Origin of the sequence: Salinicola tamaricis (assembly GCF_003006155.1) — a bacterium.
GTDB lineage: Bacteria > Pseudomonadota > Gammaproteobacteria > Pseudomonadales > Halomonadaceae > Salinicola > Salinicola tamaricis.
The window spans coordinates 759,137-783,346 of record NZ_CP023559.1 but is presented as its reverse complement, the minus strand read 5'-3'; the positions used below and the strand labels follow the sequence as shown (position 1 = coordinate 783,346).

Here is a 24,210-nt window from a genome sequence, read left to right as displayed (position 1 = left end):
ACCGGTCTTGTCGACTACCAGGGTGCTCAGGCGGCTGGCGGCTGCAGTGCCTCGCCGTCGCGGATCAGTACGCCGTGCTCGGCGGCCTTGCTGATACCGAGCATGGTCGAGATCGGGGTCGCCAGGCCCAGCGCGCAGGGGCAGGCGATGATCATACCGTGGTCGCGGCCACCAGCATGTGCACCAGCTGGGGCGCGGGCCCAAAATTGAGCCAGGCGAGCGCAGTGAGCACCGCGATGATCATCACGCTGGGCACGAAGATACCGGCGACACGGTCGGCCAGGGCGCCGATCGGCGGGCGCGACTCCTGCGCCTGGGCGACCTGATCGACGATGCGTCCGAGGCGGGTTTCGTCACCCACCTGGGTGGCGCGATAGACCAAGCTGCCGCGGCCATTGACCGTCCCGGCGCTGACGCTGTCGCCGGCGCCCTTGCGTACCGCCTCGGGTTCACCGGTCAGCATCGATTCGTCGATATGGCTCTCGCCGCTCTCGACCTCGCCATCCACCGGCAGACGCTCGCCGGGACGCACCCGGATGCGTTCGCCCACCTGCACGCTCTCGATCGCGACTTCGCGCTCCTGATCCTGGCGAATCACCCGCGCGGTACGGCTCTGCAGATCGAGCAGACGCGACAGCGCCTGGCTGCTGCGTCCCTTGGCGCGCAGCTCCAGCGCCTGGCGATACCGATCAGCCCCACGATCATCAGCGAGGCCTCGAAGTAGAGATGGCGCGAGGCCGGCGGGATCAGGCCGGGAAGCAGCACCACCGTCATCGAGTAGAGCCAGGCTGCGGCGGGTGCCGAGGGCGATCAGCGTATCCATGTTGGCCTGGTGGTGGCGAAACGCCTTCCAGGCGCCGTCGAAGAAGCGTCGCCCGGCAGTGGCGAGCACGCCCAGCGTGGCTAGCCCCAGGGCCAGCCAGACCCAGCGCTCGCCACCCTCGAGGCGCGGCTGGTGGATGAACATCGCCAGCATCATCGGTATGCCCAGAGCGAGGCTAGGCAGGCGTCGCGCAGATGGCGGCGCCACTGGCGGCGGTTGTCGCGCTGGCGCTGGGCGCTGGCCTGGCGCAGATCGGCGATCGGCGTCGCCGTGTAGCCGGCGCCGCGTACCGCATGATCAGCGCTTCGAGATCGGCGCTGCCGCCGACCTGCGCGGTCTCACTGGCGAAGTTGACCTGGGCGCGGGTCACCCCCGGGGTGGCCGCGAGCGCCTTCTGCACCGCATTGACGCAGCCGGCGCGCAGGTCATGCCGCCGATCGCCAGCCGCCGCAGGGCGGGGTTATCGGCGCGCGCGCTGGCCGAGTCCTGGGCGCCGGCCTGGGCAGTCTGTCTGTCCGTGGACTGAGCATCCGTGGACTGGGCGTCCGTGGTCGCTGCCGCCTGCTGCGCCGGCGCCGGCGCTGGCGGTGTTTCGGCGTTGGCCTCGTCAAGGGGCGTGGCGGGATAGCCGGCATGGTCGAGCAGTCGACGCAGGCTCGCCTCGTCTAGCTCGGTGGTGACCGCCAGCTCGCGCTGCGCGGGGGCGGCCTCGAGGGTGGCCTCGGCGTCGGCGACAGCGACCGCCGCGCGGATGCGCTTGACGCAGCCCTGGCAGTGCATGGCGTCGACGCGATAGCGATAGTGGTTCACGCGGACCTCCCTGGCGCGGCGTGGCAGCCGTGGGCGCCGTCGGACGTGTGTTCGATCAGACGACAGATGCTGTGCCCGTCGGGCGCACCATCGGGCATCTGCGACCAATCCTCCAGGGCGTGCTCCATGCGTTCGGCCAGCGCCTGCAGCTCGCGGATCTGGGCATGGATACGTGGCAGTCGTGCGGCGAGCAGGTCGCGTACCAGCGGGCACGGTGAATCGCCCTGGTCGGCCTGGTCGAGAATCTCGGCGATCTCCTTGAGGCTGAAGCCCAGGGTGCGCGCACGCTGGATGAAGTGCAGCCGGCTCAGGTCGCGCTGGTCGTAGAGCTGATAGCCGTTGTCCGGATCACGTTGCGGCGTCAGCAGGCCCTGGCGGGTGTAGTGACGCACGGTCTCGGCGGTGACCCCGGCGCTTCGCGCCAGTTCAGTGACTTTCATCGTGAAGCTCCTCCGCGCTTGTTGAGGTCAGTGTAAAACCTAGGTCTTACACATGGGTCAAGGCGAGCCTCTATCACTCCTGATCGGTGCCGACAAGGTGGGGAGGGCGCCGCCGGGGCCAAGGAGGGCGAAAGCGACATAGCGATTCGTATTACGACTAAAGAGAAGTCAAAAATGCGATTAAAACGACCGTTTGCGCATTGACGCTGATGCAGCGCTGAGTGACAAAGGGATGGGAAAAATAGTGCTGAAGGGATGCGGAGTCCGCGCCTTCGGCGACGATCGCCAGACGCGCAAGCGCAAGGGCGACCACTGGGAGAGGGGAACAAACCATGTCTTTTCGCTACAACCGCTTGTCGCTGGCCATCGCGCTGGTGAGCGCCGCCGCCTCCAGCCAGGCCATGGCCGGGGCCTTTCAACTCCAGGAGCAGAGTGTCAGTGGCCAGGGCACCTCCTGGGCCGGGCGCTCCTCCAACGTTCAGGACGCTCCATCGTCTTCGGCAACCCGGCGGGCATGTCGTTCCTCGACCGTGCCCAGGTCACTGCGGGTACCCACTACATCGACGCCAGTTCGGACATCAGCAACGACAGCGGCACCCAGCCGACACTCGCTGGCGTGGTGGGCACCCAAGGTAGCACCGACGGCGACATGATTCCGCACAAGGCGGTACCGTTCGGCTACTACGTGCAGCCGATCAACGACCCGCTGGAGCTTCGGTCTCGGCGTCTATGCGCCGTTCGGGCTGGTCACCGACTACGGCGACGACTTCAAGGGGCGCTACTCGGCAACTACAGCGACTTGGAGGTCATCACCGCCCAGCCCACGCTGTCGTACCGCTTCAACGACAAGTTCGCCATCGGTTTCGGCGTGACCTACAACCACATCAAGGGCGAGCTGGAGAGCAAGACCCCCAATCCGCTCAACCGGAATGCTTCGCTGACGGCACTGTCAACGTCAAGGGCGACGATGACGCCTGGGGCTACAACATCGGCTTGATCTACCGCCCGGTGGAGTCCACCACCCTGGGCCTCACCTACCGCTCCAAGGTCGACTACCATCTTTCCGGTGATGTCGATGCCTCCAACGTCTTCGGTGGGGTCGGTGGATCGGGTCCGATCTTCCTCAATGCCAGCGGCGACGGTTCGCTCGATATCACCCTGCCCGAGGACCATCGACTTCTCGGTCACCCACCAGCTCGACGACCGCTGGACGGTGATGGCCGGGGCGACCTATACCGCTGGAGCCGCTTTGACCAGCTGGTGGTCGACAATGGCTTGGGGCTGCCGATCGACGAGCAGCAGGACTACCGCGACACCTGGCAGTACGCCGCCGGTCTCTCCTACAAGGTCAATCCGGCCTGGACCCTGCGCGGCGGTATCGCCTATGACCAGTCGCCGGTCAAAGATGCCCACCGCAGCCCGCGCGTGCCCACGGCGAACCGTAACCTGGTCTCGATCGGCGCCGGCTGGACCCGATCCCCGACCTGACCATCGATGCGGCCTACAGCTACATCTGGGAAGATCGCGCCGACGTCGACCAGCAGAAAGCCAATGGCACCTCCTACCAGGCCGAGTACGACAACTCGCTCAACCTCTTCGGGGTGCAGGCAACCTACCGCTTCTAAGAGCCCATTTCCAAACCCTCTAGCAGTGGGCGCCGGGGGCAGGGCAAAGCGAGGGTCCTTTGCCAGGGATGGCAAAGGTAGCGCCCAGGAGGGGGTCACAGCGCCCTCGCGAGGCGCTGCCCCCGGACAAGCCCACGTCGTCTAGCGGTTGTGAAAGGCGCTCTAAGCCACGCCGCTGGCTCGCTGCGCCTCGGGCTCTTGGCCCGGAGCAAGGCGGGCCGGCATCCCGACCACGCTTTCACCCACAGCCTGCCGATTTTCCTCGACGCGCCGCCATCTGCGGCGCGTCGTCGTTTCAGCGTGCCGTTGGCTCAGGGGCTCTCGTCACCCGCTGCGCGGGTCGCCCGCGAGGCCTGCAGCGTCCGCGTGAGCAGGGCGCCGCAGGGCGGCCGGACGCACCGGCTTGAGCAGCAGCTGATAGCCGCCGCGCTTGATCTCGTCGGCGACCTCCTCGGTGCGGGTCGGCGGTGATCACGATCCCCGGCACGCTCTGCTCGCACAGCTCCTCCAGCGCCTCGAGCGCCATCACCCCGGTCACCTCGTTGTCGAGGTGGTAGTCGGCGAGGATGGCGTCGGGTCGCCGCCCATGTTGCGGATCGCCGACTTGGCGCCGCCGATGGAGGTGGCAGTGAAGACTTCGCACTCCCAGCCTTCGAGCATCGCCTTCATGCCTTCGAGGATCAGGCGCTCGTTGTCGATGCACAGGATGCGGGTGCCGACGAGCTTGTTGCCGCTGCGCCGCGGGGCGCTCTCCTCTGGCTTGGGGCTGCCGCGGCGGCCGGCCACCAGCGGTACCGAGACCGAGAACACGGTGCCGGCGGCGACCTTGGAGCGAACCTGGATCGGATGGTCGAGCACTCGGCTCATGCGCTCGGCGATGGAGAGGCCGAGCCCCAGCCCGCGCTCGCTCTCCTTATGGCGCGAGGCCTGATCGAGGCGCCGGAACTCCTGGAAGATTTCGCTGAGCTTGGAGTCGGGAATCCCCGGCCCGGTGTCCCAGACCTCGATCACCACCCGGTCGTGGCGCCGGCGACAGCCCAGCAGCACCCGCCCCTGCTGGGTATAGCGCAGGGCGTTGGAGAGGAAGTTCTGGACGATACGCCGCAGCATCTGGGCATCGCTGTCGACCCACAGGCCGGTGGCGACCATGTCCAGGTCTAGGCCGCGGTCGTCGGCCATCACCTCGAACTCGGCGCGCAGCGGCGCAGGATGTCGGCCAGCGGGAACTGGCTCTTGCGCGGGGTCAGCGCCCCGGCATCGAGCTTGGAGATGTCGAGCAGGGTGCCCAGCAGCTCCTCGGCGGCCTGCAGCGAGTTGTCGATATGGCCGATGGTGCGGCGGTGATCGCCATCCGCCACCTGCTGGCCCAGCGCCGAGGTGAACAGCCGAGCGGCGTTGAGCGGCTGCAGCAGATCGTGGCTGGCGGCGGCGAGGAAGCGGGTCTTGGAGGCGTTGGCATCCTCGGCGGTCTGCTTGGCCTGGCGCAGGGCCTGCTCCGCCTCGGCGCGCACCCGGTTCTCCTGACGCAGGGCGGCGTTGGCCTTGGACAGCGCCTGGGTGCGCTCGCGCACGCGCTCCTCGAGATTCTCGTTGGTCTCGCGCAGGGCGATCTCGGCCAGGCGGCGCTCGGTGATGTCCTGGTAGAGCGCGAAGAAGCCGAGTATCCGCCCGCCTTCGCCGAAGTGGGGCGTGTAGGTCACCAGCATGTAGCGCACACCACCATCGCCGTCGTCCAGCGAGATCTCGAAGTTGACCCGTTCGCCATCCAGGGCGCGGCGCATCCAGGGGCCGCGCTGGCGCGCCGCGGCCGCCGGCATGACGTTCTGCACGCGCTCGCCGATCACCGCGTTGCGGTCGATGCCCATCGCCGCCTCGTAGGCGCGGTTAGTGAAGAGATAGCGGCAGTCGGTGTCGAAGTAGGCGATCAGCGCCGGCACGTTGTCGGTGTAGATACGGATATTGCTCTCGGAGCGGATCAGCGCCTCTTCGGTGCGCTTCTGCTGGGTGATGTCCTGGTAGGTGTAGACGAAGCCGCCGCCCGGCAGGGATTGCCGAGCACCTCGAGCACGCTGCCGTCGGGGCGGTAGCGCTCATAGCGGTGGGGCTGGCCGCTTCTGATGTTCTCGATCAGTTGCTCGACATGCTCCTCCGGGTCGCCGGGGCCGTACTCGCCGTTGTGGGCGTTGTAGCGGAACACCTTCTCCATCGGCGTGCCGACCCGGATCAGGTTGTCGGGGAAGCGGAAGATCTCCAGATAGCGCTGGTTCCACACCACCAGATTGAGGTTCTGGTCGACCACCCCGATGCCCTGGTTGATGTTCTCGATGGTCGCCTGCAGCAGGGCGCGGTTGAACTCCAGCACCTGCGACGCCTCATCGACGATCGAGATCACGTCCGAGATCCCGATGCCGCGACCCTGCAGCGCCGAGTTGACCACGATGCGCGCCGATGAGGCGCCGAGCACCGAGGCCAGCAGGCGCTCGGTGAACTGGATCACGTCGATCGAAGCGCGGGCGTTGTTCTCCAGCGGCTTGGCGTTGCGCCGCCCGTAGTCGTCGAAGGCGCGCTCGACCTGAGACTGGCCCAGGAAACGCTCGCACAGCACCTTGAGGTCGCCCACCGTGGTGGCCCCGGTCCAGGGGCGATTGACCGTGGTCTGGCGGGTTTCGATGCTGTCGACGAACAGCGACGCTTGAATCCGCTCGACCACCCGCTGCGCGTCAGCTGGGAGATGAATATATAGAAGAACAGGTTGAAGCCGGCGACAGCATCACCCCGTGGGCGAAGCTGTCGGTGACGTTGAGCCCGAACAGATGCACGCGCGACAGCCAGGCCACGTCCATGGCCCGCCGGCCACGCCACGCCTCCGGCAGCAGGCCGGGCGGATCAGCGCCGGCATCAGCAGGGTGTAGGCCAGATCGCAAAGCCCACGTTGAGCCCGGTGACCACGCGAGGCGGTTGCCGCGCTTCCAGTAGAGCCCGCCGAGCAGGGCCGGGGCGAACTGGGCGGCGGCGGAGAGCGAGAGCAGGCCGGTGGCGGCCAGCGAGCTGTACTCCGCCACCAGCTGATAGAACAGATAGGCCAGCGCCAGGATGGCGACGATGGTGATGCGTCGCGCCAGCAGCACCAGGCGCCCGTAGTCGCGCGACTTCTCCTCGAACCAGCGCAGGCGGAAGAGTGCCGGCAGCACGATTTCGTTGGAGATCATGATCGCATTGGCCACCGCCGCCATGATCACCATGCCGGTGGCCGCCGAGAGCCCGCCGACGAAGGTGAGCATCGCCAGCCACGGCTGATCGGCGACGATCGGCAACGCCAGCACGTAGCTGTCGGGAGCCAGGTCATCGCCGGGGAACAGCGACAGACCGGCCGCTGCCAACGGCAGCACGAACAGCCCGATCAGCACCAGATAGAGCGGGAACAGCCAGCGCGCGCGCTTGGCGTCGTCGGTGTTGGTGTTTTCGACCACGGTGATATGGAACTGGCGCGGCAGACAGAACACCGCCAGCATCGCCAGCAGGGTCTGGGTCCAGAAGCTGGTGTCGAAGTTCTGCTCGGTGAGCTGCTGCTGCAGCTGGAGATAGGTGTCGGCGCGGCCGAGCAGGTCGCCGAGGCCATCGAACATGCCCCAGGTGACGTAAGCCCCGAGCACCAGGAATACCACCAGCTTGACCACCGACTCGAAGGCGATCGCCTGGATCAGGCCCTCGTGGTGTTCGGTGGCGTTGGTATCGCGGGTACCGAACAGGATCGCGAAGGCCGCCATCACGATGGCGATATAGAAGGCGGTGTCGTCGACGATCGGCGCCTTGACCGAGTGGCCATCGCTGGTCATCACGCGGAAGGCGGTGGAGACCGCCTTGAGCTGCAGCGCGATGTAGGGCAGCGTGCCGACCAGCGCGATCAGACTGGCGAAGGCGGCCAGCGACTGCGACTTGCCGTAGCGCGAGGCGATGAAGTCGGCGATCGAGGTGACGTTCTGGCGTTTGGCCACGCGGATCATCTTGGTGATCACCGGCCAGAACAGCAGGAAGGTGAGCACCGGGCCGATGAACACGCTGGCGAACGACCAGCCCGAGGTGGCGGCCTGGCCGACGCTGCCGTAGAAGGTCCAGGAGGTGCAGTAGACCGCCAGCGCCAGGCTGTAGACGATCGGCCGCCGGCTGGCCGGGCCGTGGCGCCGGGCGTGGCGATCGCCGCGCCAGGCAATGGCGAACAGCGTGGCCACGTAGAGCAGTGCCACGACGATCAGTAAGCCGCCTTCGAACATGTGTTTCCCCGCTTGCGCTGAGCGCCTCCGCGCCCGTGTGATTCTTTTTGAGTCGCCCCCGCCATGATCGCCTGCCGCGGCGCGTCTAGCCAGCGTAGCGCTGCAGGGCGCCTAGTGTGACAGAGGTGAGCGACGGCTGCGCCTCGGGTACTCATGCTTTGGCCTGATAGACCAAGGTTCAATGTCTGAACGAATGCGCTACTTGCCTGTTATTCATAAAGAAAACGTTAATGTCCCGAGCCGCTCGCGACCCCTCGACTAAAGTCAGCCTGCCCCCGCAAGCCTCCTCTGACATAGGCTGCACTCGTGTCGCCGGACCCGACAAGCCGTTGATTTTCGAGCGCTAAGCAGTGCGCCCGAGGGTTGGCCCAGGGGCGGGCAGAACGCACCCGTGTGCGCCCGGTAGGCGGGGGGCGCTTTCGAGCAGCGAGAGGGGAATCTCATGAAGGGAAAGAGCCGGCAGGACTACTGGAAGGCCAACATACGCTTGATCGCGACGCTGTTGGTGATCTGGTTCATCGTCTCCTATGGCTTCGGCGTGCTGCTGGTCGAGCCGCTCAATGCCATCCATGTCTTCGGCTTCAAGCTCGGCTTCTGGTTCGCCCAGCAGGGCGCGATCTACGCCTTTCTGGTGCTGATCGTGGTCTACGCCTGGGCGATGAATCGGCTCGACCGGGAGTACGACGTCGAAGAGCAGTAACTGGACATCTATCGCAACCGACAATAACCAACACACAGGACAGGCCTGATGGATATTCAATTACTGACTTATCTCTTCGTGGGGGGCTCCTTCGTCCTCTACATCGCGATCGCGATCGCCTCGCGGGTGGGCTCCACCAAGGAGTTCTACGTCGCCGGCGGTGGCGTCTCGCCGATCGCCAACGGCGCGGCCACCGCGGCCGACTGGATGTCGGCGGCGTCGTTCATCTCGATGGCGGGGATCATCGCCTACTCGGGCTATGACGCCTCGGTCTACCTGATGGGCTGGACCGGCGGCTACGTGCTGCTGGCGATGCTCCTGGCGCCTTATCTGCGCAAGTTCGGCAAGTTCACGGTGCCGGACTTCATCGGTGACCGCTACTACTCCAACGTGGCGCGCACGGTGGCGGTGATCTGTGTCATCTTCGTCTCCTTCACCTACGTGGCGGGGCAGATGCGCGGCACCGGGATCGTCTTTGCCCGTTTCCTCGAGGTCGACGTCGACATCGGCGTGGCGATCGGCATGGTGATCGTGTTCTTCTACGCCGTGCTCGGCGGCATGAAGGGCATCACCTACACCCAGGTGGCGCAGTACTGCGTGCTGATCTTCGCCTTCACCGTGCCGGCGATCTTCCTGTCGATCATGATGACCGGGCATATCCTGCCGCAGACCGGTTTCGGTGCCACGCTGCTCGACGCCGCCGGCAACGACACCGGGGTCTATCTACTCACGCGGCTCGACCAGTTGGTGACCGAGCTCGGCTTCAGCGCCTACACCTCTGGCACCAAGTCGACCATCGACGTCTTCTTCATTACCGCGGCGCTGATGTGCGGCACCGCCGGCTTGCCCCACGTGATCGTACGCTTCTTCACCGTGCCGCGGGTGCGCGATGCCCGGGTCAGCGCCGGCTGGGCGCTGTTCTTCATCGCCATCCTCTACACCAGCGCGCCGGCGGTGGGGGCCTTCGCCCGGGTCAACCTGATCGAGACGGTCGACAACACCGCCTACGAATCGCTGCCCCAGTGGTTCCGCAACTGGGAGAACTCGGGGCTGATCGCGTGGACCGACAAGAACGCCGACGGCGAGGTACAGATGTCCGCCGGGGATCCGTTCCAGGGCGCCCCGGTCTATACCGGCGAGCGTGGCAGCCACGGCGAACGGCTGTTGAAACGCCCCCACCGACAATCCCGGTGAGGTCTATATCGACCGCGACATCATCGTGCTGGCCAACCCCGAGATCGGCAATCTACCCGCTTGGGTGGTGGCCTTGGTCGCTGCCGGGGGCGTGGCGGCGGCGTTGTCGACCGCGGCCGGGCTGCTGCTGGTGATCTCGTCGGCGATCTCCCACGACCTGCTCAAGAAGCAGCTCAAGCCGGACATCTCCGAGAAGGGTGAGCTGCTGGCCGCGCGCCTCGCCGCGGCGGTGGCGATCGTGATCGCTGGCTATTTCGGCATCAACCCGCCGGGATTCGTGGCCCAGGTGGTGGCGTTCGCCTTCGGGCTGGCGGCGTCGAGCTTCTTCCCGGTGATCCTGATGGGCATCTTCTACAAGCGCATGAACAAGGAGGGGGCGATCGCCGGGATGCTGGTGGGGCTGATCTTCACCTTCAGCTACATCGTCTACTTCAAGTTCGTGGCGCCGGAAATGAACACCCCCGAGCACTGGTGGTTCGGCGTCTCGCCGGAGGGGATCGGCACCCTGGGCATGATCTTCAACTTCGTGGTCTCGCTGGTGGTGTGCCGCTTCACCGCGCCGCCGCCGGCGGAGATCCAGCAGATCGTCGAGGAGATCCGTGTGCCCCGCGGCGCCGGTACGGCGGTCGACCACTGAACCGAGGCCTGATCGCACACCGTCCCGGCGCGCCGGGGCGGTGTCTTACGTCGAGATGGCCGACGGCGGCGATATTCACCATGGGATGCGAATAACATGAGGAAAAAATGATGAACTGGATGGAGCATGGCCTGTTGCTGCTCGGGCTTCTGGTCGTGGGCGTGAGCTATCTGCGTTATGTGCGGCGCACCCGTGATCTGCGCGGCGTGCTGCTGTTCTGGCAGCGGCGGATGGTGCTCACGCCGACCGAGTTCAAACTGCAGCGCGTGGGTATCGCGGTGCTGTTCGTGGGGGTGACGGTACGTTATCTGGGTGTGATGCACGTGATCTGATGGTCGCCGCCGTCATGCGCGCTGGTCGCCGGGGATCGCTATGCCAGCGCTTCGCCGCTGCCCGGGGCGGTGTTAGCATAGGCGCCCCACGACCCCACGAATGACACCCGCGTCCAGCGGCGACCGGCGGCCCTCGCCGTGTCGCGGGCAGCGGCGCGAAAGAGCGAAGCATGCAACGAGCCAGCGATCCCCTCGATAGCCGGCAGGCAGAGACTGCCGAGGCCGATGCGTCTGCCAAGGCCAGACGCGATTCAACAAGCTGCAGAAACGCCTGCGCCGCCAGGTCGGCAATGCGATCATCGACTACGGCATGATCCATGAAGGCGACAAGGTGATGGTGTGCCTGTCCGGCGGCAAGGACTCCTACACCATGCTGGAGATCCTGCTCAACCTGCAGCGCAACGCCCCGGTGGCGTTCGAGCTGGTGGCGGTCAATCTCGACCAGAAGCAGCCGGGCTTCCCCGAGCACGTGCTGCCCGACTATCTCGCCACCAAGGACGTCGCCTACCATATCCTCGAGCGCGACACTTACTCGGTGGTGAAGGAGAAGACCCCGGAGGGCAAGACCACCTGCGCGCTCTGCTCGCGTCTGCGCCGGGGCTCGCTCTACGGCTTTGCCGAGGAGATCGGCGCGACCAAGATCGCCCTTGGCCATCACCGCGAGGACATGCTCGAGACGCTGTTTCTCAACATGTTCTACGGCGGCACGCTCAAGTCGATGCCCCCCAAGCTGCTCTCCGACGACGGCAAGAACATCGTCATTCGCCCGCTGGCCTACTGCCGTGAGGCGGATATCGCCGAGTATGCGCGGCAGATGGCCTTCCCCATCATCCCCTGCAATCTGTGTGGCTCGCAGCCCAATCTGCAGCGCCAGGTGGTCAAGGAGATGCTGGCGGAGTGGGAGGCCAAGCATCCGGGACGCCTGGAGACGATGTTCAAGGCAGTGACCAATGTTGCCCCCTCGCAGCTGGCCGACCGCGAACTGTTCGACTTCGCCGGCCTCGAGGAGCGCCAGCGTCAGCGTCAGGAGACGCGGATCGACGCGCTCGACCTGCTCTCCCGCGAGGCCTGAGCGCGACACTTTTCAGACAGTGCCTATCAGACAGTGCCTAGCCGAGTGGCCCGCCGAGGATCGTCTTGCGCATCCCCCCCATGATATGGCGGCCGTCCTCGGCGGCGAGTTCGGCATACCAGGCCCGGGTGGCGGCGGGGTCGGCGCCGTGGGTGGTCTCGGCCCGCTGGCGCGCGCGGCTGACGATCTCGCCCACCCGTGACACCCTGGCGGCGTCGTAGCGCGCAAGCGCTTCGTCGATGGCGCCGCTGCTGGTCTCGAGCGCCTCGGCCAGCACCCAGGCGTCCTCCATCGCCTGGCAGCCGCCCTGGCCCAGATCCGGGGCCATGCCGTGGGCGGCGTCGCCGAGTATCGCCACCCTGGGGGCGACCAGCGTCTCCAGCGGGTCGATGTCGTGGATCTCCACCCGCGCCATGGCGGCGGGATCGATACGCGCGATCAGCCGCTGCACCGGCGGTGCCCAGCCGGCGAAGTGGTGCGCCAGCTCATCGCGATAGCGGGCGGGGTCGTTGTCGCTGCCGGCAGGTAGCGGCACATCGAAGAAGCAGTAGAACTCCGGATGCGCCGGATCGCCGCTCATCGGCATCAGCGAAACCCGTTGGTGGTCGCCGACGTACTGTACCCAGTCGTGCAGCGGGGCCAGATCCTCGCTGGCGGGTACGCGCACGTTCCAGTTGACGTAGCCGCAGTAGCGCCGCGGTACCGGCCGCCCCAGCGCCTGTTCGCGCAGGCGCGAATGGGTGCCGTCGGCGATCACCAGCAGGTCGGCGTGGCGCTCGCTGCCGTCGTCGAAGTGGGCGGTGACGCCGGAAGCATCCTGGCGATAGCCGGTGCAGGCGGTGCCCAGGGTGACAGCCTGGGCGCCCACCGCATCGAGCAGCAGCTGCTGCAGCGCGGCTCGGGCCACCGGGCAGGCGCGTTGGCCGACCCGGCATACAGCGGGGTCAGGCTGAAGTCGGTGAGCCTGGCGCCGTGGGTGTAGTAGCTCATGCGCTGCATCTCGCCGCTGACCTGCTCCAGCGCCTCGCCCACCCGAGCGCCTTGAGGATCTTGACTCCGTTGGACCACACCGAGATGGCAGCGCCCACCGGACGCAGCTCGGCGACCCGGTCGACCACGGCCACCCGATGGCCGCGGCGAGCTAGCGCCAGCGCGGCCGTCAGCCCGCCCATGCCGGCACCGATCACCAGAACGTTCAAGCTCATGGGGTATCCTCGCAAGCGTATTGTATTGTCGTGGAGGTCGACGGCGAACGGCGGCATGCCGCCGCCCGGGGTGGCTGACCGATCGAACAGGTTTTTATCATCCTACGCAGAAACGGGGCCCCAGGGGAATGCCTGGTAGCGTCCACCAGAACCTTCCCGGACATTTCCGCCAAGGCTCGAGGCGAGATAAGACCACCGCCCAGGATCGCGACGAAGATCGCGGCGCAGAACCGATACCCGGGCAAGCGAAGTCGGGAAAGGGAAGTCGGGAAAACGAGGAGGGAGGATGAGGATCCAGACAGATGCCGAGCCGGCACTCGACGCCGAAGACCGTCAGCGAATCGCCACCGCCCTGGCGCACGGCGATGACACGCTGCACGAGACCGCGCTCGGCGGCGTGCGGGTATGTGGGCCGGCGCAGACGCCGCGGCTGCTGCTGAGCCACGGTGCCGGGGCGGGGCACGATTCGCCCTTCCTGAGCCGTCTGCGCCACGCCCTGGCCGCGGGCGGCGTGCAGGTGATCGCGGTGGAGTTCGCCTACATGGCGCGCATGCGGCGTGAGGGCAGGCGACGGCCACCGCCGCGGGTCGAGGGTCTGGTGGCGGAGCTGAGCGCCTGGCGCCGGGCCATCGACGCTGACGGCCAAGCGCCGGCGTGGCTGGGCGGCAAGTCGATGGGTGGGCGGGTGGCCAGCCTGCTGGCGGCGCGGGAGCCGCTGCCGGGGCTGGTGCTGTGCGGCTATCCCTTCCATCCGCCGGGCAAGCCTGAGCGTCTGCGCCTCGACCACTGGCCCGATCTCGCCTGTCCGCTGCTGTTGCTGCAGGGGACGCGGGATGCGTTCGGGACCCGCGCCGAGGTCGAAAGCTATACGCTGCCGGCGCAGCTCGAGTGCCATTTTCTCGACGGCGGTGACCACGATTGGCGACCCCCAAAACGTCTCGGCTCGAGCCAGGCCGAACTGATCGACACCGCTGCAGCCCTGATCAGCCGGCGCCTCGCGCTAGTCGATCGACGCCAAGGATAAATCGTTGCGGAAAAGCGGTTGACTTTCAACCGGCTACCGGTAGAATGCAGCGCCACGTGACCACGGGTGGTTAGCTCAGCTGGGAGAGCACCAGCCTTACAAGCTGGGGGTCACAGGTTCGAACCCTGTACCACCCACCATCGCGCAAGCTTTGGGCCGTGGATCACGTGATTGGAAACTGGGGACCGGTAGTTCAGTTGGTTAGAATGCCGGCCTGTCACGCCGGAGGTCGCGGGTTCGAGTCCCGTCCGGTCCGCCATTTCCAGCGATGTTCGAGAAGCGCAGGTTTTTCGGATGTCATTTGCAAGTCGCGTAGTGTGTAACAGGTAAGCACGTATCAGGTAGGTGTTTCACGACTCAGACCCGATGCTTCGAGTGGACCGGTAGTTCAGTCGGTTAGAATGCCGGCCTGTCACGCCGGAGGTCGCGGGTTCGAGTCCCGTCCGGTCCGCCACACTTCGTGCTGCGCAGCGTCAGACGTTTTGGGTGGTTAGCTCAGCTGGTTAGAGCACCAGCCTCACATGCTGGGGGTCACAGGTTCGAGTCCTGTACCACCCACCATCGTCCCAGGATGATGGTCACCGATCTATGCGGACCGGTAGTTCAGTCGGTTAGAATGCCGGCCTGTCACGCCGGAGGTCGCGGGTTCGAGTCCCGTCCGGTCCGCCATCGACGTCTCGACAATGTGTTCAGTCAGTGTTTATTACCAGCAGCGCCCAAACGGCCGCTGTGAGCGAACCAACCAGCCTTAGAGCTGGTTTTTTCGTGTCTGGCCGTCATACCTGGGGCCGTGCGCGCTCTGTTGCTCTCGTTTTCTCTGCTCCTCTCCCTTGCTCTACCCACGCTGCGCTGTTTTCCGCCCCTTCTGCCTATCAGAGACGTCTCTCGCTCGCACCGGCAGACCCTGGTCCGTCGATATGCCCGTCTGCGACGATGCCGCTTTGGTGGAATGGTCGTATTCGTGGATTGGGTTACACTGGCGTTCATACGTGCGTTTGAAAACTGCCGCACACCGCTGCGTGGAGCCGACCGTGACCGCTTATCCGAATCTCTTTCGCCCGCTGCGCGTGGGCTCGCTGACCCTGCGCAATCGGGTCGTGATGGGCTCGATGCACACCAATCTCGAGGAGGCGCCCGGCGGCTTCGAACGCCTGGCGGCCTTCTATGCCGAGCGAGCGCGCCGCGGGGTCGGCCTGATCGTGACCGGGGGCATCGCGCCCAATGCCGAAGGCGCGGTCTTCGCCCATGCCGCCAAGCTGAGCGAGGCGGCCGAGTGCGAGGCGCACCGCCAGGTGGTGGCAGCGGTGCACGCCGAAGAGACGCCGATCTGCCTGCAGATCCTGCATGCCGGACGCTACGCCTACTCGCCGGCGCTGGTCGCGCCCTCCGCCATCGCTGCGCCGATCAATCGCTTCACGCCCCACGCGCTGAGCGATGCCGAGGTACATCAGCAGATCGCGGATTTCGTGCGCTGCGCCGAGCTGGCTCAGCGTGCCGGCTACGACGGCGTCGAGGTGATGGGCTCGGAAGGTTATCTGATCAACCAGTTCCTGTGCGCGCGCAGCAATCAGCGCGATGATGCCTGGGGTGGCGATGCGACGCGACGCCAGCGCTTCGCGTTGGAGATCGTGCGCGGCATTCGCCGCCGCTGCGGGGATGACTTCGTGCTGATCTTCCGCCTGTCGATGATCGATCTGATCGAGGAGGGCAGTACCCAGGCCGAGATCGTGGCGCTGGCCACGGCGCTGGAGGCGGCCGGGGTGGATGCGCTGGACTGCGGCATCGGCTGGCACGAGGCGCGGGTACCGACCATCGTCACCAGCGTGCCGCGGGCGGCGTTCGTCGGCGTTTCGCGGGCGGTGCGCGCGGCCGTCGACATTCCCACCCTGGCCACCAACCGCATCAACATGCCGGCGGTGGCCGAGCGTGTGCTGGCCGAAGGGCACGCCGATCTGGTTTCGCTGGCGCGTCCCTTCCTGGCCGATTCGGGCTGGGTCGAGAAGGCCGCCGAAGGGCGCGACGACGAGATCAACACCTGCATCGCCTGCAATCAGGCCTGCCTCGATCACACCTTCCAGGGCAAGCTGACCAGCTGTCTGGTCAATCCGCGCGCCTGTCACGAGACCGAGCTGGTGCTCGCGCCGACCGCCGCACCCAAGCAGATCGCCGTGGTCGGCGCCGGGCCGGCGGGGCTGGCCACGGCGATCGCCTGCGCCGAGCGCGGCCACCGGGTCACCCTGTTCGAGCGTGAGCCGGAGATCGGCGGTCAGTTTCGCTACGCCCGGCGGATTCCCGGCAAGGAGGAGTTCGCCGAGACGCTGCGCTACTTCGAACGCCAGCTGGTGCGCTGGGGCGTCGATCTGCGCCTCGATCAGCAGGTCGATGCCCAGCAGCTGCTGGCCTTCGACGAGGTGGTGCTGGCCACCGGGGTCAAGCCGCGGGAGCTGAGTCTAGAGGGCGCCGACCACCCCAGCGTCGTGCCCTATCCGCTGGCGATCCTGCATCCGGAACGGATCGGACGGCGGGTGGCGATCATCGGCGCCGGCGGGATCGGCTTCGATGTCGCCGAGCTGCTCTCTCACAGCGGGCAGCCGGCGCTGGACCTGAACGCCTGGTGCGACGAGTGGGGGGTGGATCTCGACGTGGCCGAGCCGGGCGGGCTCAAGCCGCGGCAGACGCCACCGGCCCCGCGCCAGATCACGCTGCTGCAGCGCAAGGCCGGCAAGCCGGGGGCGGGTCTGGGCGCGACCACCGGCTGGGTGCACCGGGCGGCGCTCAAGGCGCGCGGGGTGGAGAGCTGGGCCGAGTGCGACTATGTACGCATCGACGACGAAGGCCTGCACCTGCGCGTGGCGGGGGAGCCTCGGGTACTCGAAGTCGACAGTGTGGTGGTGTGCGCCGGGCAGGAGTCGGAGCTTGCGCTGCTCGACGATCTCACCCGTGCCGGTATCGCCACCCACCGGATCGGTGGGGCCGATGTGGCCGCCGAGATCGACGCCAAGCGGGCGATCGACCAGGGCACGCGGCTGGCGGCGCAGCTCTGAGCGCGTCGGCGGACGAGCGCGTGCCGCTCGTGGCGGGCGGCTTCCGCCGTCGCCGACAGGTGTTAGACTGCTGAGGTTGAGGAAGCGCAAGCCGCGACGATGGCGATCCTGTCGTCGCGGCTTGCGCTTCGCGTGATTCAGGCGCTCATGCCTGGCCTCCGCACGAGCCTGGCTCGCGGGGGAGGGATCGTACAAGGACCCGCCCAATGACCTCTGACTGTACTCCTCGCTTTCTGGCGAGCGACAACACTTCCGGTATCTGCCCGGAAGCTCTCGACTATCTGATCCAGGCCAACGCCAGTGACGACCTCGCCTACGGCAACGACGTCTGGACCCACCGCGCCGCCGACCGCTTTCGTGAGCTGTTCGACTACGACTGCGACGTCTTTTTCGTGTTCAACGGCACCGCCGCCAATTCGCTGACCCTGGCCGCCCTCGGCCAGAGCTATCACAGCGTGATCTGTCACGAACTGGCACACATCGAGACCGACGAGTGCGGCGGCCCGGAGTTCTTCTCCAACGGCTCCAAGCTGCTCACCTGCCCGGGCGAAGAGGGCAAGCTCACCCCCGAGGGGATCGAGCGCCTGGTGGTGCGCCGCAGCGATATCCACTACCCCAAGCCGCGGGTGGTCTCGATCACCCAGGCCACCGAGGTGGGCACCGTCTATTCGCGGGAGGAGCTGCTGGCGATCCGCACCATGGCCGACAAGTACGATCTGCGCATGCACATGGATGGCGCACGCTTCGCCAACGCCTGCAGCGCCCTGGACGCCACGCCGGCGGAGCTCACCTGGCAGGTCGGGGTCGACGTGCTGTGCTTCTCCGGCACCAAGAACGGGCTACCGCTGGGCGAGGCGATCCTGTTCTTCAACAAGAGCCTGGCCGAGGATTTCGCCTATCGCTGCAAGCAGGCCGGTCAACTCGCCTCCAAGATGCGCTTCATCGCCGCCCCCTGGCTGGGGCTTTTGGAGACCGGTGCCTGGCGCCGCAATGCCGACCACGCCAATGCCATGGCGCGCTATCTCGCCGAGGGGCTGGCGGCGCTACCCGGTGTCCGGCCGATGTTCCCGACCGAGGCCAACAGTGTCTTCGTCAGCCTGCCGGCACCGGTGATCGAGGCGTTGCGGGCCAAGGGTTGGACCTTCTACACCTTCATCGGCGCCGGCGGGGCGCGTTTCGTCTGCTCGTGGAACACCACCACCGAGCTGCTCGACGACCTGCTCGCCGACGCCCGCGCGGCGCTGGATCACGCCGCCCGCTGACCCGTCGCGGGGCTTCCCACGATCGCCGCAGGCGCTTTCCGGGCCCTCAGAAGCCCCTTCCGGTCGCGCCAGGTACGTGATTTCTCAGTGCTTTCAAGTGCTTGCCCCGACTTTGGTCGGGGTCTTCATTTTTTCCGCGCAAATTGCCGTGCATCGAACCCTGATCGTGGTAGCGTGTTCTAAAGCGAGCTTGTCGACGCTGCGTCGCTGTGACTCGACTCTTGGGTCTACCCGGCGCTCCGTGCATCTGTCTATGCTGATAGTCAGCTAGCCCGGCTGACAGGGTGAGTGCCCTGAGCGGTTGGGGGTCACGACCAGGAGGCTTCCATGAGTATCTTCGATCACGTCCAGAGTCGTTACGAGCGGGTTCAGAAAGAAGAGATGAGCCTGGAGGAGTATCTCGAACTGTGTCGAAAGGGCCCAGCGTCTACGCCAGCGCCGCTGAACGTCTGCTCGCCGCCATCGGTGAGCCGCAGACCATCGATACGGCCAAGGACCCCCGCCTGTCGCGGATCTTCTCCAACAAGGTGATCCGCCGTTATCCCGCCTTCGCCGAGTTCTACGGCATGGAGGAGGCGATCGAGCAGATCGTCGCCTACTTCCGCCACGCCGCCCAGGGGCTCGAGGAGCGCAAGCAGATCCTCTATCTACTGGGCCCGGTGGGCGGCGGCAAGTCATCGCTGGCCGAGCGCCTGAAGCTGTTGATGGAGCGCGTGCCCTTCTATGCGATCAAGGACTCGCCGGTCTACGAATCCCCCCTGGGGCTGTTCTCGCCGGAGGAGGATGGCGAGCTGCTCTCCCAGGAGTACGGCATTCCGACGCGCCATCTGCACGGGCCGATGTCGCCCTGGGCGGCCAAGCGGCTCAAGGAGTTCGGCGGTGACCTGTCGCAGTTCCGCGTGGTCAAGCTCTACCCGTCGCGGCTCAACCAGATCGCGCTGTCCAAGACCGAGCCCGGCGACGAGAACAACCAGGACATCTCGCTGGTGGGCAAGGTCGATATCCGCCAGCTCGAGCTCTACTCCCAGGACGACCCCGACGCCTACAGCTTCTCCGGTGGCCTGTGCCGGGCCAACCAGGGGCTGATGGAGTTCGTCGAGATGTTCAAGGCGCCGATCAAGGTGCTGCACCCACTGCTGACCGCGACCCAGGAGGGCAACTACAACCCCACCGAGGGGATGGGGGCGATTCCCTTCGACGGCATCATCATGGCCCACTCCAACGAGAGCGAGTGGCAGCAGTTCCGCAACAACCGCAACAACGAAGCGTTCCTCGACCGCGTCTATATCGTCAAGGTGCCTTACTGCCTGCGGGTCTCCGAAGAGATCAAGATCTACCAGAAGCTGCTCGAGCACTCTTCCCTCGACGCCGCGCCCTGCGCCCCCGACACCCTGCGTATGCTGGCGCAGTTCTCGGTGCTCTCGCGGCTCAAGGAGCCGGAGAACTCGAGCATCTACTCCAAGATGCGCATCTACGACGGCGAGAATCTCAAGGACACCGATCCCAAGGCCAAGTCGATCCAGGAGTACCGCGACGCCGCCGGTGTCGACGAGGGCATGACCGGGCTCTCCACCCGCTTCGCCTTCAAGATCCTCTCCAAGGTGTTCAACTTCGACACCCAGGAGATCGCCGCCAACCCGGTGCATCTGCTCTACGTGCTGGAGCAGGCGCTGGAGCGCGAGCAGCTGCCCAAGGAGACCCATGAGCGCTATCTGCGCTTCATCAAGGAGTATCTGGCGCCGCGCTACGTCGACTTCATCGGCAAGGAGATCCAGACCGCCTATCTGGAGTCCTACACCGAGTATGGCCAGAACATCTTCGACCGCTACGTCACCTACGCCGACTTCTGGATTCAGGATCAGGAGTACCGCGACCCGGAGACCGGCGAGCTGTTCGACCGCCAGGCGCTCAACGAGGACCTGGAGAAGATCGAGAAGCCGGCGGGGATCTCCAATCCCAAGGATTTCCGCCACGAGGTGGTCAACTTCGTGTTGCGCGCGCGGGCCCACAACAACGGCATGAACCCCAACTGGCAGTCCTACGAGAAGCTCAAGGGGGTGATCGAGCACAAGATGTTCGCCAACACCGAAGAGCTCTTGCCGGTGATCTCGTTCAACGCCAAGGCGTCGGCCTCCGACCAGCGCAAGCACGAGGACTTCGTCGACCGCATGGTCATGCGCGGCTATACCGAGAAGCAGGTGCGGCTGCTCTCCGAGTGGTATCTGCGCGTGCGCAAGTCGCAGTAGGTCGACCGCGGCCAGACGCCGAGGTCAGCGGGCGCGCGGGGCGGGTCGCCGCGCGCCTTACGGGCGGCGGCCAGCCTCCGCGGGCCGCCGCCGCAGCCAGTCTGCGGGAGGTGCCATGAGCTATTTCATCGACCGGCGGCCCAATGCGCGCAACAAGAGCGCGGTCAACCGCCAGCGGTTTCTCAAGCGCTACCGGGCGCACATCAAGCGCGCGGTGGAGGAGTCGGTCAACCGGCGTTCGATCACCGACATGGAGCGCGGCGAGAAGGTCTCGATCCCCTCCCGCGATATCTCCGAACCCTCGTTCCAGCACGGCCCCGGTGGCCGGCGCACCATCGTCAGCCCCGGCAACAAGCAGTTCGCCGAGGGCGATCGCCTGCGTCGGCCGAGCGGCGGGGCTGGCGGTGGCGGCAGCGGTGAGGGCCAGGCCTCGAACCAGGGCGAGGGGGTCGACGAGTTCGTGTTCACCCTGTCGCGCGAGGAGTTTCTCGACTTCGTCTTCGACGGGCTGGCACTGCCGCATCTCGAGCGCAAGCAGCTGCGCGTGCTCGAGGAGACGCGTCCGGTGCGCGCCGGGATCTCCAAGGAGGGGGTGCCGGCGCGGATCAACATCGTGCGCTCGATGCGTGAGGCCCAGGCCCGGCGCATCGGCATGCGCGCGCCGCTGAAACGCGCCCTGCGCGAAGCCCAGGAGGCGCTGGCGGCGGAGGAGCGTCAGGACCCGGTGCTGCGCAATCCGGCGCGGATCGACGAGCTCAAGTCCGAGATCGAGCGGCTCGAGAAGCGCATCGCCGCGATTCCGTTCCTCGATACCTACGATCTGCGCTACAACCACCTCACCCACCAGCCGATGCCCTCCAATCAGGCGGTGATGTTCTGCGTGATGGATGTCTCCGGCTCGATGACCCAGGCGCACAAGGACATCGGCAAGCGCTTCTTCCTGCTGCTCTATCTGTTTCTCGAGCGCAACTACGAGAAGGTCGAGCTGGTCTTCGTGCGCCACCACACCGTGGCCAAGGAGGTCGACGAGGAGGAGTTCTTCTATTCGCGCGAGACCGGCGGCACCATCGTCTCCAGCGCCCTGACCCTGGTCGATCGCATCATCGAGGCGCGCTACTCGCCGGAGCAGTGGAACCTCTATGTCGCCCAGGCCAGCGACGGCGACAACTGGGACGACGACTCCGCGACCTGTCTCAAGCTGCTCGACGAGTCGCTGATGGCCAAGCTGCAGTACTTCACCTACGTCGAGATCACACCCCACGCCCATCAGGCGCTGTGGGACGCCTACGCCACGATCAAGACAGCCTATCCCGAGCGCTTCGCGATGGAGCAGATCGTGCAGGCGGAGGACATCTATCCGGTCTTCCGCGAGCTCTTCCGTCAGCGTGCCGAAAGCTGAGGCCGGTATGGCCACCGAGGAGACATCGATGACGCCACGCAAGCCCATTGCCACCGGTTCGGACTGGAACTTCGAGACGCTCGAGCGCTACGAGCAGGCGATCGCCGAGCTGGCGCGGGAGTACCGGCTCGACACCTACCCCAATCAGATCGAGATCATCACCTCCGAGCAGATGATGGACGCCTACGCCAGCGTGGGCATGCCGGTCGGCTATCATCACTGGTCGTTCGGTAAGCAATTTCTGTCGGTGGAGCAGGCCTATCGGCGCGGTCAGATGGGACTCGCCTACGAGCTGGTGATCAACTCCGACCCCTGCATCGCCTACCTGATGGAGGAGAACTCGCTGATGATGCAGGTGCTGGTGATTGCCCACGCCTGCTATGGCCACAACTCCTTCTTCAAGGGCAACTACCTGTTCCAGACCTGGACCGACGCCTCGGCGATCGTCGATTACCTGGTGTTCGCGCGCAAATACGTGGCCCAGTGCGAGGAGCGCCACGGGGTAGAGGCGGTGGAGCAGCTGCTCGACGCCTGCCACGCGCTGCAGAACTACGGTGTCGACCGCTACAAGCGGCCATCGCCGATCTCTGCCGAGGCCGAGGCGCGACGCCAGGAGGAGCGCGAGGCCTACCTCCAGACCCAGGTCAACACCCTGTGGAGCACCATTCCCGAGCGCGCCGCGCCGCTCGCCGACCACCTCTTGCCGGACAGCGAGAACGATCCCCTCGGCCTACATCGCCATGGCCGCTACCCCAGCGAGCCGCAGGAGAACCTGCTCTACTTCCTGGAAAAGAATGCCCCGCTGCTCGAGCCGTGGCAGCGCGAAATCGTGCGCATCGTGCGCAAGCTCGCCCAGTACTTCTATCCCCAGCGCCAGACCCAGGTGATGAACGAGGGCTGGGCCACCTTCTGGCACTACACGCTGATGAACCGGCTCTACGATGACGGCCTGATCGACGAGGGGATCATGCTCGAGTTCCTGCAGTCGCACACCTCGGTGGTCAGCCAGCCGGACTACGACAGCCCCTACTTCGGCGGGATCAACCCCTATGCCCTGGGCTTCGCCATGTTCAGCGACATCCAGCGGATCTGTCAGGCGCCGACCGACGAGGATCGCGAGTGGTTCCCCGAGATCGCCGGCAGCGACTGGCTCGACACGCTGCACTTCGCCATGCACAACTTCAAGGATGAGTCGTTCATCCAGCAGTTCCTCTCGCCCAAGGTGATCCGCGATCTCAAGCTGTTCAGCCTGGTCGACGATGACCGCGACGACAGCCTGCAGATCGAGGCGATCCACGACGATCGCGGCTATCGCCGGATTCGCGAAGCGCTCAGCGTGCAGTATGCGCTTTCGGCGCGGGAGCCCAACATCCAGGTATGGGAGGCGGATATCCGCGGTGATCGCTCACTGACCCTGCGTCACGTGCAGGACCGTCGCCGGCCGCTGGGGCAGAGCCTGTTCCCGGTGCTGCGCCATCTGCATCAGCTATGGGGCTTCCCGGTCAAGCTGGAGTCGATCGAGAACGGCGATACGGTGCGCCGCTACCAGTGGCCGATTCCCGAGACCGGGCGCGAGTCGGCGTGAAGCCCACCGGTGTGCGTGCCTTGGCACGTCTGTCACAACCGATAAACGAAGTGGGCTTATCCGGCGGCAGGGCGTCGCGAGGGCGCTGTAAACCCCTCCCTGGGCACTACCTTTGCCATCCATGGCAAAGGACCCTCGCTTTTGCTCTGCCCCCGGCGCCCATCATCAGCGGGTGTAAAAATAAGCGCTTGGGTTATTCCGAGGTCCAGCTCATACACCAGCCATCGGGAGAGACGCGGTGCTCGGGAAACAGCGCGCAGCGCTGGCCGGCGCTGAAGAAATCACAGTTGGCGCAGCGCCGTCCGGCGCGGTAGGCGGGGTCGTCCTGGGCGGCGCTGGCCTGCTCGACGTAGCGCACCGCCCGCGCCTGCCTGGCGGGGGTCGAGCATCGGAGCGGATTGGGCCCAGGCGCGCCAGCCGGGCGCCAGCAGCAGGCCGGCGGAGAGCGCGGCGCCACGGCACAGAAAACGGCGGCGATCGATGGACATGCTAAGACTCCTCGGCGTGGGTATGTGCGATGGGCAGGGGCGGCGCGGCGTGC

Annotated in this window: 18 protein-coding genes, 5 tRNA genes and 4 pseudogenes; 17 read left to right on the top strand and 10 right to left on the bottom strand. The window is 66.2% G+C overall.

Going from position 1 to position 24,210, the window contains the following annotated elements; all coding sequences use genetic code 11:
* Positions 1–26 precede the first annotated feature (26 nt).
* The 5 genes from CN538_RS24920 to CN538_RS03475 are packed head-to-tail and all read right to left on the bottom strand — an operon-like array spanning position 27 to position 2,073.
* A complete protein-coding gene (locus CN538_RS24920) occupies positions 27–155 on the bottom strand; it encodes a hypothetical protein (RefSeq protein ID WP_340638251.1) in 129 nt (42 codons plus the stop codon).
* Positions 152–967 (bottom strand): HAD-IC family P-type ATPase, encoded by an 816-nt coding sequence (locus tag CN538_RS24915; RefSeq protein WP_340638250.1) that lies wholly within the window; start codon positions 965–967, stop codon positions 152–154. The genes CN538_RS24920 and CN538_RS24915 overlap by 4 nt, the downstream gene beginning before the upstream one ends.
* Before the next feature lie 31 nt (positions 968–998).
* Positions 999–1,223, bottom strand: a complete 225-nt coding sequence (locus tag CN538_RS24910; protein WP_340638249.1) for a hypothetical protein — start codon at positions 1,221–1,223, stop codon at positions 999–1,001.
* A complete protein-coding gene (locus tag CN538_RS24905) occupies positions 1,190–1,633 on the bottom strand; it encodes a cation transporter (RefSeq protein ID WP_340638248.1) in 444 nt (147 codons plus the stop codon). The genes CN538_RS24910 and CN538_RS24905 overlap by 34 nt, the downstream gene beginning before the upstream one ends.
* Positions 1,630–2,073, bottom strand: a complete 444-nt coding sequence (locus CN538_RS03475; RefSeq protein ID WP_106418570.1) for a MerR family transcriptional regulator — start codon at positions 2,071–2,073, stop codon at positions 1,630–1,632. The genes CN538_RS24905 and CN538_RS03475 overlap by 4 nt, the downstream gene beginning before the upstream one ends.
* A 514-nt stretch (positions 2,074–2,587) precedes the next feature.
* On the opposite strand from CN538_RS03475, the gene CN538_RS24045 reads away from it, so the two are divergent.
* Entirely contained in the window at positions 2,588–3,070 is a 483-nt protein-coding gene (locus CN538_RS24045) for an outer membrane protein transport protein (RefSeq protein ID WP_277985091.1), read from the top strand.
* A pseudogene (locus CN538_RS24040) lies at positions 3,067–3,698 on the top strand (OmpP1/FadL family transporter). The gene CN538_RS24045 and the pseudogene CN538_RS24040 overlap by 4 nt, the downstream one beginning before the upstream one ends.
* A 311-nt stretch (positions 3,699–4,009) precedes the next feature.
* On the opposite strand, the pseudogene CN538_RS03465 reads toward CN538_RS24040, so the two are convergent.
* Positions 4,010–7,969, bottom strand: a pseudogene (locus CN538_RS03465) (hybrid sensor histidine kinase/response regulator).
* 442 nt (positions 7,970–8,411) lie between these two features.
* Between CN538_RS03465 and CN538_RS03460 the strand changes: the two are divergent.
* The 4 genes and pseudogenes from CN538_RS03460 to ttcA all read left to right on the top strand — a co-directional run bounded on the left by CN538_RS03460 (position 8,412) and on the right by ttcA (position 11,904).
* Positions 8,412–8,669: a DUF4212 domain-containing protein gene (locus CN538_RS03460; RefSeq protein WP_106418568.1), complete on the top strand. Its 258-nt coding sequence runs from the start codon at positions 8,412–8,414 to the stop codon at positions 8,667–8,669.
* 48 nt (positions 8,670–8,717) lie between these two features.
* Positions 8,718–10,500: pseudogene (locus CN538_RS03455) on the top strand (sodium:solute symporter family protein).
* A gap of 107 nt (positions 10,501–10,607) precedes the next feature.
* Positions 10,608–10,832, top strand: coding sequence for a hypothetical protein (locus tag CN538_RS03450; protein ID WP_242495538.1), 225 nt, complete (start codon positions 10,608–10,610; stop codon positions 10,830–10,832).
* 259 nt (positions 10,833–11,091) lie between these two features.
* Positions 11,092–11,904, top strand: a complete 813-nt coding sequence (gene ttcA, locus CN538_RS03445; RefSeq protein ID WP_106418567.1) for a tRNA 2-thiocytidine(32) synthetase TtcA — start codon at positions 11,092–11,094, stop codon at positions 11,902–11,904.
* 37 nt (positions 11,905–11,941) lie between these two features.
* Here the strand turns inward: ttcA and CN538_RS03440 are convergent, their stop codons facing one another.
* Positions 11,942–12,811 (bottom strand): FAD-dependent monooxygenase, encoded by an 870-nt coding sequence (locus tag CN538_RS03440; RefSeq protein ID WP_277985089.1) that lies wholly within the window; start codon positions 12,809–12,811, stop codon positions 11,942–11,944.
* A gap of 79 nt (positions 12,812–12,890) precedes the next feature.
* Complete coding sequence (locus tag CN538_RS24035) at positions 12,891–13,109, bottom strand: FAD-dependent oxidoreductase (RefSeq protein ID WP_277985088.1); 219 nt, start codon at positions 13,107–13,109, stop codon at positions 12,891–12,893.
* 286 nt (positions 13,110–13,395) lie between these two features.
* On the opposite strand from CN538_RS24035, the gene CN538_RS03435 reads away from it, so the two are divergent.
* From CN538_RS03435 to CN538_RS03385, 11 genes and pseudogenes are all read left to right on the top strand, one after another.
* A complete protein-coding gene (locus tag CN538_RS03435; RefSeq protein WP_242495537.1) occupies positions 13,396–14,133 on the top strand; it encodes an alpha/beta family hydrolase in 738 nt (245 codons plus the stop codon).
* Positions 14,134–14,197: 64 nt separating this feature from the next.
* Positions 14,198–14,273: transfer RNA gene (locus CN538_RS03430), tRNA-Val, on the top strand.
* A 42-nt stretch (positions 14,274–14,315) separates the two neighbouring features.
* Positions 14,316–14,392, top strand: a tRNA-Asp gene (locus CN538_RS03425).
* A gap of 118 nt (positions 14,393–14,510) precedes the next feature.
* Positions 14,511–14,587 (top strand) — tRNA-Asp (locus CN538_RS03420).
* 30 nt (positions 14,588–14,617) lie between these two features.
* Positions 14,618–14,694, top strand: a tRNA-Val gene (locus tag CN538_RS03415).
* A 31-nt stretch (positions 14,695–14,725) separates the two neighbouring features.
* Positions 14,726–14,802: transfer RNA gene (locus CN538_RS03410), tRNA-Asp, on the top strand.
* A gap of 362 nt (positions 14,803–15,164) precedes the next feature.
* Positions 15,165–17,177, top strand: coding sequence for an NADPH-dependent 2,4-dienoyl-CoA reductase (locus tag CN538_RS03405; RefSeq protein WP_242495536.1), 2,013 nt, complete (start codon positions 15,165–15,167; stop codon positions 17,175–17,177).
* Between the two features lie 206 nt (positions 17,178–17,383).
* Positions 17,384–18,439 carry a threonine aldolase family protein gene (locus CN538_RS03400; protein ID WP_106418565.1) on the top strand — a complete coding sequence of 352 codons (1,056 nt, stop codon included), beginning with the start codon at positions 17,384–17,386 and terminating at the stop codon, positions 18,437–18,439.
* Positions 18,440–18,766: 327 nt separating this feature from the next.
* A pseudogene (locus CN538_RS03395) lies at positions 18,767–20,685 on the top strand (PrkA family serine protein kinase).
* 115 nt (positions 20,686–20,800) lie between these two features.
* Positions 20,801–22,084 carry a YeaH/YhbH family protein gene (locus tag CN538_RS03390; RefSeq protein WP_106418564.1) on the top strand — a complete coding sequence of 428 codons (1,284 nt, stop codon included), beginning with the start codon at positions 20,801–20,803 and terminating at the stop codon, positions 22,082–22,084.
* 28 nt (positions 22,085–22,112) lie between these two features.
* Positions 22,113–23,669: a SpoVR family protein gene (locus CN538_RS03385; protein WP_106418563.1), complete on the top strand. Its 1,557-nt coding sequence runs from the start codon at positions 22,113–22,115 to the stop codon at positions 23,667–23,669.
* 193 nt (positions 23,670–23,862) lie between these two features.
* On the opposite strand, the gene CN538_RS25915 is transcribed toward CN538_RS03385, so the two are convergent.
* Together CN538_RS25915 and CN538_RS20195 are read right to left on the bottom strand one after the other, a co-directional pair.
* Positions 23,863–24,027, bottom strand: a complete 165-nt coding sequence (locus tag CN538_RS25915; protein ID WP_164999502.1) for a high-potential iron-sulfur protein — start codon at positions 24,025–24,027, stop codon at positions 23,863–23,865.
* Positions 23,951–24,157 (bottom strand): hypothetical protein, encoded by a 207-nt coding sequence (locus tag CN538_RS20195; RefSeq protein WP_164999447.1) that lies wholly within the window; start codon positions 24,155–24,157, stop codon positions 23,951–23,953. Before CN538_RS20195 ends, CN538_RS25915 begins: the two co-directional genes overlap by 77 nt.
* Between the last annotated feature and the right edge of the window lie 53 nt (positions 24,158–24,210).